Genomic DNA, 9,474 nt, shown 5'->3' with positions numbered 1-9,474 from the left:
TCATACGACTTCACGTCGCACACCCCAATATATATTCTGCTGAGAAATATGTAGCAGTGAAGGGAAGTGTTGATGGACAATATTAGCGTCATGCAACACTGCAATTATCGTTTTCCCTTGGTGATGTAATGTTTTTATTAGAAATAAAAGCTGCTGTTGTGTCGCAGTATCTATTCCTACAAACGGTTCATCCATAATTAAAATATCCGCATCTTGTACAAGCATGCGTGCAAAAAGCATACGTTGAAACTGACCGCCAGATAAGGTGTTGATAGAACGATGAATGAGGTCGGTGACCCCGACTTTAGCTATTGCATCTTGGATACGCAAATTGTCACTTTTAGACAGAGACTTAAAAAGAGAAGTATGATTGACCGCTCCCATTGCAACAGTATCAAAGACAGTCATAGGGAATTGTCGGTCAACGTCTGAATGCTGAGGAAGCCAAGCGATGCTTTTTGAGGAATCACCATGGAAAATAATGTCGCCAGCCAGTGGTGTAATTGTATGCATTAACGTTTTAAGTAGTGTGGTTTTCCCAACCCCATTATCTCCCATGATGGCAGTGAGGCTACCTAACTTAAACGTGCCTGTAAGTGTGGGAAAGATAGGTTTGTTCTTGTAACCAACCTTAACTTGCTGAAGTTCTATCACGTCAGCGATATCGCCCAAAAGATACTGACCCACATTAGCGCAAGAAATGGGATTATCAATGTTAAGCGAGCAAACGATGAATAAGTAAGTAATGTTAAATTTGAAAGCATAGCTACCACAATAGAACGTTATAACATAACAATTGTTGTGTAAATTACGCTTTTAATAATGGCTTAGCAAGTTTATTGATTTTATCGCAAATTCAGGTTTATGGAACAATACTTACCAGATTTCGACTCAACCCCTTGAGTTGTAATGTTTAAAGGGGCTTCAATGTGATGTCAGTTCTATGGTTTGGTGACGATTTCGACTGGCTTTCGACACATCACCAGCTCACCTCCATTTTAGCATTCAAATTGCGGCTCTTCTCCGCCTCCGCTGTCATGAGTCTGTATATGCAGGCTAATCCATATTGGCGACTTCATCAAAGCCAATATGAACGAGGTTGGTCAACTTCTTAGGCTCTAAAGGGGTTGTTGCAAAAAACGTAGCTAAAACTCAGAATTCTTCCTTTCTCATCTAACCCAGTGGCTCAATGACATGCTGCCGGAGCGAGGAATTTCGGTTAACCGCTCTACCATTTATCAGTGGTTCATTGAGTATGCCCCAGTATTACGTAAGAAATTACGCCGTCGTCAATTCATTCGAGCAGACCCTTCGTGGCAGCTCGATGACACTTACGTTAAGGTGAAAGGAAAATGACATTATCTGTACCGAGCTATCAACAAGCAAGGTGAGACACTGGATTTCTATTTCTCCCATAAGTGCAATAAAGAGGCGGCTTATCAGTTCCTGAAGCGCTGCCTGCGCCACTATCCAAAGGAGCTGCAGCCTCAAACATTAAACACCGACAAGCATTCCTCCTATGCCAATGCGATTGCCCGCCTAAAGAAGGAGGGGCGACTTCGAGCGGATGTCGAGCAACGGTAAGTGAAGTATCTTAAGAATGGTATTGAATCCGATCACGCCCCATCAAGAAACTCGTTGTAGTTACTGGTGGCTTCAAAATACGAAAGCGAGCCTAGTTAACCCTTCAGGGATTCGAATCTCTACGGATGTTGAACAAAGGCCTGCCTTTATGAATCGTTTGTTCAATGTTGAGGTGGTTTACCAATAATCGCTAAGCCTATTGATGGACAGTTCTGTATTCTCTGATTAGTTGCAACAACCCCCAAACATAGTAGAACGAATCCCCTCTATAGATGAACTTACTTCACAACAGCTGGTCATTGGAACTCTGTTTTTAATTACGGTACTTGAAGGTGCGAGACGTGTTGTCGGTATGGGAATGATTGTTCTTTGTTTGATAGCAATTATGTATACATTGTACGGAAACCACATAAGCGGTGTTTTTTATTACTCTGGAAGCTCTTTTACTGAGCTTGTAGATAAGCTCGTTTACACTACTGACGGTATATTCAGTATCCCATTAGCGGCAGCAGCAACTTTTATTTTCTTATTTGTATTGTTCGGTAAGTTCTTGGAGCGATCTGGAGCTGGTGAGCTATTCATCGAACTTGCATTTGCATTAGCTGGGCGTTCTAAAGGAGGTCCAGCTAAAATGGCCGTTCTTTCTTCGGCCTTTATGGGTTCAATATCAGGAAGCGCAACAGCTAATGTTGTTTCTACTGGTGCATACACAATACCATTGATGAAGAAAGCTGGTTATTGAAATGACTTCTCTGGCGTCGTGGAATCTGCATCATCTACTGGAGGACAGTTGTTACCTCCTGTAATGGGAGCCGCCGCGTTTCTTCTTACCGACTTCATCGGCATGCCATATACAACTTTGATTTTGATTGTTGTTACGGTCATGTTTATGGGCTTTACGCCATATTTCTCCGCTGTTACAGCACAGGGAAGCGTGGTCATTACCGCTGGATTCAGCTGGGCAACAAAGCCGTTTATCAGTGTAGATCAAGAGCTTTTCTGCTAGATCCATTTTTAATTCCCTATCTTTATTTTCCTTGTTATCAGAGGGTGTCATGCCAGTATAGGAATGAGCATTAGTGCCATCTTGGATGGTTTACATAAAGTGTATCATTATAAGTTATAGACTTTGGTTACTTCTATTTAAAAACATGTGTCTTATATTGGAGTAAATTATTCGTATGATCTAATTCACTGATGAAAATATCAACACTATTTAAGTTAATCAGCCTTATGCTGACTTTTGTCTGGTCGACACTAAATTTCGCGGCGGATATCCCAGCAAATACGCAACTAGCAGTAAAACAACATTTGGTCCGTGGCAATTTTGATGAACCGCCATCCTTTGATCCTGCTTTTTCATCAACAGGTGCTAGCTCTTCAATCGTGAACGACATGTTTGAAGGACTAGTGACTCAAGATCTTAATGGTAACATTGTACCAGCCCTTGCAACCCACTGGGATGTTTCGAATAATGGACTAACTTATACGTTCTATCTACGTGATGGAATCAAATGGTCTGATGGGACGCCTATTACTGCACACGACTTTGAGTTTGAGTTTAAACGCGTTATCGACCCTAAGACTGGTGCTCCTTATGCTTGGTATTATGAGGCTGCGCATATCAAGAATGCTTCTGAAATTATCCAAGGTAAGCTTCCAGCGGCACAACTAGGTGTCAAGGCTCTTAATGATAGCACTCTGGAACTGACGCTAGATAAAGCTATTCCATACTTTACCTCCATGTTGATCCACGAAAGTTTATTCGCGGCACCAGAGCATGTGATTAACAAGTTCGGAATACGGTGGACAAGACCAGAGAACATTGTGGTAAGTTCCGCCTTCAAAATGACAGAACACGTTGTGAATGAACGTGTTGAGGTAGTTCGTAATCTTCTATATTGGAACAATGAAAAAACCGTCATTAACAAGGTTACCTACCTAGCTCTTTCTGATGCAAAATCGGAATACAATCGCTTCCAAACCGGTGAGATAAGCATGACAGGTCATATTCCTGTAGGTATGGTAGAAAAAATCAAAAAAGATGCGCCAGAAACATTAGTAATTGCGCCTAAGGTGGCGGAATATTTCATCGGATTTAATGCCACGAGACCGCCATTTAACGATGACCGCTTACGGAAAGCCATTGCCTATAGCATAGATCGTGATGTAATAGCCCATAGAATTTTCCACAAAAACTTTGGTGTTGCCTATAGCTTTGTGCCTCCTGCAACTGCCAATTATACTTTACCAGACGCGCCTTGGGGCCAGTTAACTCAACAGCAACGTGAACAAAAAGCTCGTGAGTTATATAAAGAAGCTGGATATGACAGGCAACATCCACTTGAAATAACCTTCGAATATGCAAGTGATAGTGAGCTAGATAAGTTGGCCAATGCTGTTGCTGCGATGCTGAAAAAGAACTTAGGCGTACATATGTCTTTGCATAAACAAGACGTAAAAGCCTTTATTGCTAAACGACGATCGGGTGACTTTGATATCCTCAGCTATCAGTGGGGCGGTGATTACAATGAAGCATCAACTTTTTTAGATATGTTTGCTAAGGGCGGCTATAACCCAGGGAAATGGTCCAATGCTGAATATGACCGCATCATTGCGAGGGCTAAGACCACAGCGAGCCTTACTGAGCGGAATAACCTTTATCATCAAGGTGAAGCGATTCTGATGCATGATATGCCAGCAACACCTATCTATTTTGAAACTAAAGCGATCCTTAAGCAACCAAACCTTAAAGGGTACTCAACAACCAGTCCACTGCATATTCGTTACTCTAGGGATATGTACTTCACTCAATAGTCTTTCATGGCTATATACGCACTGTGTTAGGACTTCTAACCACAGTGCGTCATCTCGGTCATATCCTATCACTCAAGAGAACATGTCTAAATAGGTCAGACCGATGGGGCTTACATTTTTCGTTGGCCCAAGTTTAAGATGCAGGAATATTACTGACCATGGGCGTTAAGGAACTAAAAAAGGTTGATAATATTTGGGAGCGATAGGTTATTTTTGGCGCTACGGACCTTGAGGAGAGACGGGACAAAATCCGTAGCAAAAGATCCATTAGCTTAAATCAATATCTTTGATACCGAAGAAAAGTGTTGTAATAAATCCTACGGCATATGAAACAACCAAGCCACATACAAACACGGACATACCTAGGAAGATGCCTTCATTTGAAGTCATCAGAGGCACAGCAACAATGCCTGAAGGGCCAAATACAGTATTCAATCCCACTGGAAAACCAAAGTATGAGATCAAGCCAATGAAGAAACCGCCTGCTGCACCACCAATACATGCTGTCACAAATGGCTTAACTCGAGGAAGAGTCACACCATAGATAAGTGGCTCACCGATACCTAGGATCCCTGGCACAATCGCTCCTCGAACTTGATTTCGTAGTGTTGAATTTTCCTCAGATTTCCAGTACAAAGCCAAAGATGCGCCCACTTGACCCGCGCCAGCCATGGCAAGAATAGGAAATAGTGAGTTAAACCCTTGAGCTTCCATCAGTGCAAAATAAACCGGAACAAACCCTTGGTGAATACCGAATACAACCGATATGAGGAAAAGACCGGCAAGTAGTGCTGCCCCAAGCGGATTATCGTTAAGGTTAAGGAATAACCAAGACATACCTTGGAATAGAACGCCGCCAATCGGCATGATGACTGTGAAAATCGCTGCCCCCATGATGAGTAAGGTCACCAAAGAGGTTAGAATCATATCTAAATCATCTGGCATATATTGACGCACAATTCGCTCAACTTTCGCACCAATAATAGTAGCCAGAAGCACACCAATAATATTGCCGCGAGGATCAATGGTATTGCCAAAGAAGTCACTCATTCCAGAGTATATGCCGGACGTAGCATCAGGGTTGTAACCCAATACAAACAGTGAGGCCAAGATTGCGCCATTGACTCCAGAACCACCAAAGGCTTGTTGGGCATTATAACCAATCAAGATGCTCAGAAAGGCAAAGAGACCTTTACCGAAAATCTTCATATAAGCCACCATACTCACAACAAATGAGCTAGGTTCATGCCCAATGATCATAGTTTGCTCAATCAAAGTCGCTAAACCTAAAAGTAATCCTGCAGCAATAAATCCCGGAATAAGAGGAGTAAAAATAGTCGCAAATTTACTTAGAAAACGTTGTACAATACTGGTTTGCGTACTCTTAATCTGCGATTTTTGTTGTTTCGCAAGCGCTTCCAAACTGTTGGGTTCATCAACAGTTACAGTGGAGGAAAGGTCTCCTAATAAATCGTTCATAATCTCTGAAGCTTGCTGCGCTTTGCCCGGCCCCATGATGATTTGTAACTGTTCATCGGACTCAACAACACCCATGACTGACGGCATTGCATTCAGTGTACTCTTGTCCACCTCCTCAATGTTAGCCAAAGTTAAGCGTAATCGAGTCATGCAGTTGCCTGCTTTCACAATATTGTCACCGCCACCAACAGCAGAAAGAATGTGCTTTATTGTATCTATGTTAATTTTAGCCATTACGGTATCCTTCGAATTACTATTAACCGATTGTTTCAGAACTTAAAGCCTCGCGAATATATCCATCTTTTTCACTAAGAAGGTTCTTTGCCTCTTGAACACTTAGGTTAGCGAGCAACATTAAAATTGCAGTCTTACAATGTCTATTACATGCGTTAAGTGCGGCTTCTGCCTCCATTTCCGTTCTTCCTGTCGCTTCAACGACAATATTCGTTTGACGTTGTATCAACTTGGCGTTGGTCGCATCTACATCAACCATCAAGTTGCCAAACACTTTGCCTGTTTTAATCATTGCGCCAGTTGTTAGCATATTTAGAACCAGTTTTTGTGCAGTACCAGCTTTCATGCGAGACGAACCCGTGACAACTTCGGGACCAACGATTGGGGTAATTGCTACATCTGCTTCGTCGATCATTGGGCAAATAGGGTTACAAACGATTGAAACCACAAAAGCTCCTTGCTCTTTCGCATACGTCATTCCACCAAGAACGTAAGGAGTACGTCCACTTGCAGCGATACCTACCAACACATCGTTTTCATTAATCTGAATTTTCTTTAGATCTTCAACCGCTAGTTCAGGTGAATCTTCGGCGTGTTCAACAGCCTTAAGAATTGCTGTATGTCCTCCCGCAATAATGCCAACTACTTGGCTTGCTGGTGTGCCGTAAGTAGGAGGACATTCACTCGCATCCAAGATACCAAGACGTCCTGAGGTACCCGCACCGATATAGATTAATCGGCCTTGGTTCTTAAATGACTTTGCAATAGCATCAACAACCTGAGCAACTTCATCTAGGGTCTTTTCAACCGCTTCAGCTACGGTTTTGTCCTGTTCATTGATAACTTTTAGCATCTCTCGAGTAGATAAACTGTCTATATTATTACTCGTCATATTGCGCTGTTCTGTTGTTAAAGTTTCTAGTTCAATTTTCATTTTTCTCCCCATGAATTAATCGTTCTATGGGCTATGGTATGGAATAAAATATTCCATTTTGGTGGCGCAAATCACACAACGCATTATTCCAAAGTAGGAATAATGTGGAATAATTAAACAAAATACAGGGCGGCAATACTCATTGTGCCGAGTTTTAAGGCATGAGGTCTTTTTGTCCGGAATAAATACCTATGCCATTTGGAATAAACAATTCCAAAAAAAAGAGAAAGTGTGATGTCGATCTTGAACAAAATCTTAATTAACAGGGACAAACTCTCTGCAAGTGGGAAAAAAATAGCCGATTGGGTTCTAACAGCCCCTGACCATGCTATTAAGTTAAACAGTCAAGCTCTAGCCAAAGAGGTCAACGTCAGTCAGTCCAGCATCGTAAAGTTTGCGCAAAAGCTGGGATTCTCTGGCTTTAGCCAGTTTAAGCAAGGTTTAATCCAAGAGGTGAGTCGAAAAAGTGCTGTTCACGGCTCTCCACTACACACAAATATTGTTCCAAATGACTCTTATGCAACAATTGCTCTAAAACTGGCTAAAGCAAAGTCCGATGCTATTTTTCAAACCAGTAATGCACTCATGACTGAAAATTTTGAGAAAGTTGTCAAATTGGTAAACCAAGCCAATCGAGTTCAGATCGTTGGTATGGGGGGCTCCGCCCTCTCAGGCAAAGACCTAGCATACAAACTCTTGAAGCTTGGTGTTGCAGCTGTGACAGAGTTAGACAGCCACGTACAGATTGGTATTGCTCGTACTTTAACCTCCGAAGATGTACAGATAGTGGTTTCTTTCTTAGGAGAAACTAAGGAGATAAATATAGCGGCGGAGACGGCAAAAGAGCGAGGAGCAACGATAGTTGCATTCACTTCTCCAGCAGTAAGCGAACTGCGTAATATCGCTCACATTTGTTTGGATACAATCGCTGATGAATCTCAAAATAGAGCTTCCTCAATGGTTGCTAGGACTGCACAAAATGTAGTGACAGATGCTCTGTTTATCTCTTTAGTTAAGATGCAAGGGGACTCAGGACAAGAGATGATCCAAGATATTTCATCACAGATTCAGATGCTTACATGACCGTAAATTGTATTTTGATTAACAATACAATTTAGGGGGAGACGGTAGTGGTAGAGATAATTCGAACGTTAGATAGGCGGTGTAATGACGTAACTCTTACATAACATTACTGCGCTATGGATAAATTTCCCACAGCACTGTTGTACTCAAATGATCACAAATTTCCGTCTAGTGAAGATGCAGCAATTAGATTTGATAATAAGTTTCGTATATGCCTTAACTCGTCTTGAGGACTTCCGGACTAGACAGCACCGTCTTTGCTGGTTTTGATTATATCTGCGTTAATGCTCTTACTCAGTACAACTCGTAAAGCTAGCCTAGTATTTTATTACCGACTAGATTTTGCTATTGAGGAGGCAAAACGTAAGGTCTCATTGTCGAGTGAATGTAGAACTTTGGTTGAATTACATGTTAAAGGTATAAAAAGCCCTCACTGTCAGAGCTTTGTGTGGGTTAACCGGAGCTAATTGTGGAACCCATCCCAAAGGCGGCTATTCTTCGGTTTTGTGCTTCTTTTCAGAGGATTGGTCGTCTTTCACCAGCAGACTCAGCTCTCTCTGGACACTTGTCCAGACCTTGCCTTTATCCATACATTTTATTTTGTACATCAAATCGAGTTTATCATTTCTAGGTATTTGGAAGTGCACTTTCGTGGCCCTAGGTCGGCATACTTTCACCGAAATTGCGAACTAAGGACATTGTTTACTCTGTCATTAGGGCTTTTCTACTTTTAGATAACCGGTCAAATGAGTTTGAAATTGGTATAAGAACCATCGTACAAGGATGCGCAACCAACCAAGTGGACATAAGGGAGTGGTCAGTCGCGCATATTCATTAGAACGTATAAGATACACTCATATAGAGTGAGTCGTATGTGGCTTTGTGAACTACTTTTGTATTATAAATACCAACTAATACCGGAGTTTCAAACTCCGCTATTTCCGCTTCGTATGCTGCTCGAACTTCTAAACCATCCAAAGTTGGTATCTCGTATGATACCCCAAGACCATATTTGAAAGATGGCTTTGCGTTATCAATATGTAGATCTTCCCCTCTATAAGTCGCTCCGGAATCCAAGCGACCAACACCAATGATACCAAACGGACGTAGGCCATTGTCGAAGGTGTACCCAACGTTAGCTGTCACACCGATTGAGGTCGGTTTGTCCTCAAAGTAACCAACAACGCGTTTCCCGTAATTTGTATATGAAGCTTCCACACTAACGATACGATTGAACTTATAACCGCCCATTAGCTTATAGGCGCGCTCCAAATCCACCTTTGGAAGGTTTTCATATTTCATTTGAGATTCAGTAAGCCCGTAGCGGCTTTGTTGCCGAAATC

The 9,474-nt window shown here is 42.0% G+C and carries 6 protein-coding genes and 2 pseudogenes; 4 read left to right on the top strand and 4 right to left on the bottom strand.

Annotated elements, in window-relative coordinates:
- On the bottom strand, positions 1–687 hold the full coding sequence (locus HW45_RS03860) for a metal ABC transporter ATP-binding protein (RefSeq protein WP_038224949.1): 687 nt from the start codon (positions 685–687) through the stop codon (positions 1–3).
- A gap of 498 nt (positions 688–1,185) precedes the next feature.
- Here HW45_RS03860 and HW45_RS28690 point away from each other — a divergent pair.
- From HW45_RS28690 to HW45_RS03845, 3 genes and pseudogenes are all read left to right on the top strand, one after another.
- Positions 1,186–1,771, top strand: a pseudogene (locus tag HW45_RS28690) (IS6 family transposase); the annotation flags it as partial.
- Positions 1,772–1,936: 165 nt separating this feature from the next.
- Positions 1,937–2,590: pseudogene (locus tag HW45_RS29865) on the top strand (TRAP transporter large permease subunit).
- A 227-nt stretch (positions 2,591–2,817) separates the two neighbouring features.
- Positions 2,818–4,401 carry a peptide ABC transporter substrate-binding protein gene (locus tag HW45_RS03845; RefSeq protein WP_235225354.1) on the top strand — a complete coding sequence of 528 codons (1,584 nt, stop codon included), beginning with the start codon at positions 2,818–2,820 and terminating at the stop codon, positions 4,399–4,401.
- Between the two features lie 267 nt (positions 4,402–4,668).
- Here the strand turns inward: HW45_RS03845 and murP are convergent, their stop codons facing one another.
- Together murP and murQ are read right to left on the bottom strand one after the other, a co-directional pair.
- Positions 4,669–6,114: a PTS N-acetylmuramic acid transporter subunit IIBC gene (gene murP / locus HW45_RS03840; RefSeq protein ID WP_038224936.1), complete on the bottom strand. Its 1,446-nt coding sequence runs from the start codon at positions 6,112–6,114 to the stop codon at positions 4,669–4,671.
- A 22-nt stretch (positions 6,115–6,136) separates the two neighbouring features.
- Entirely contained in the window at positions 6,137–7,048 is a 912-nt protein-coding gene (gene murQ, locus HW45_RS03835; RefSeq protein WP_038224934.1) for an N-acetylmuramic acid 6-phosphate etherase, read from the bottom strand.
- Positions 7,049–7,282: 234 nt separating this feature from the next.
- Between murQ and HW45_RS03830 the strand changes: the two genes are divergently transcribed.
- Complete coding sequence (locus HW45_RS03830; RefSeq protein ID WP_038224932.1) at positions 7,283–8,131, top strand: MurR/RpiR family transcriptional regulator; 849 nt, start codon at positions 7,283–7,285, stop codon at positions 8,129–8,131.
- Between the two features lie 834 nt (positions 8,132–8,965).
- Here HW45_RS03830 and HW45_RS28235 read toward each other — a convergent pair.
- Positions 8,966–9,474: outer membrane beta-barrel protein (locus tag HW45_RS28235; RefSeq protein ID WP_051867736.1), on the bottom strand; the 509-nt coding region annotated here is incomplete at its 5' end.

Source organism: Vibrio sp. ER1A (assembly GCF_000733315.1).
In the GTDB taxonomy this organism is placed as follows: Bacteria; Pseudomonadota; Gammaproteobacteria; order Enterobacterales; family Vibrionaceae; genus Vibrio; species Vibrio mediterranei.
Note: the sequence above shows the minus strand (reverse complement) of the source record. Positions and strands in the feature narration are given on the sequence as shown.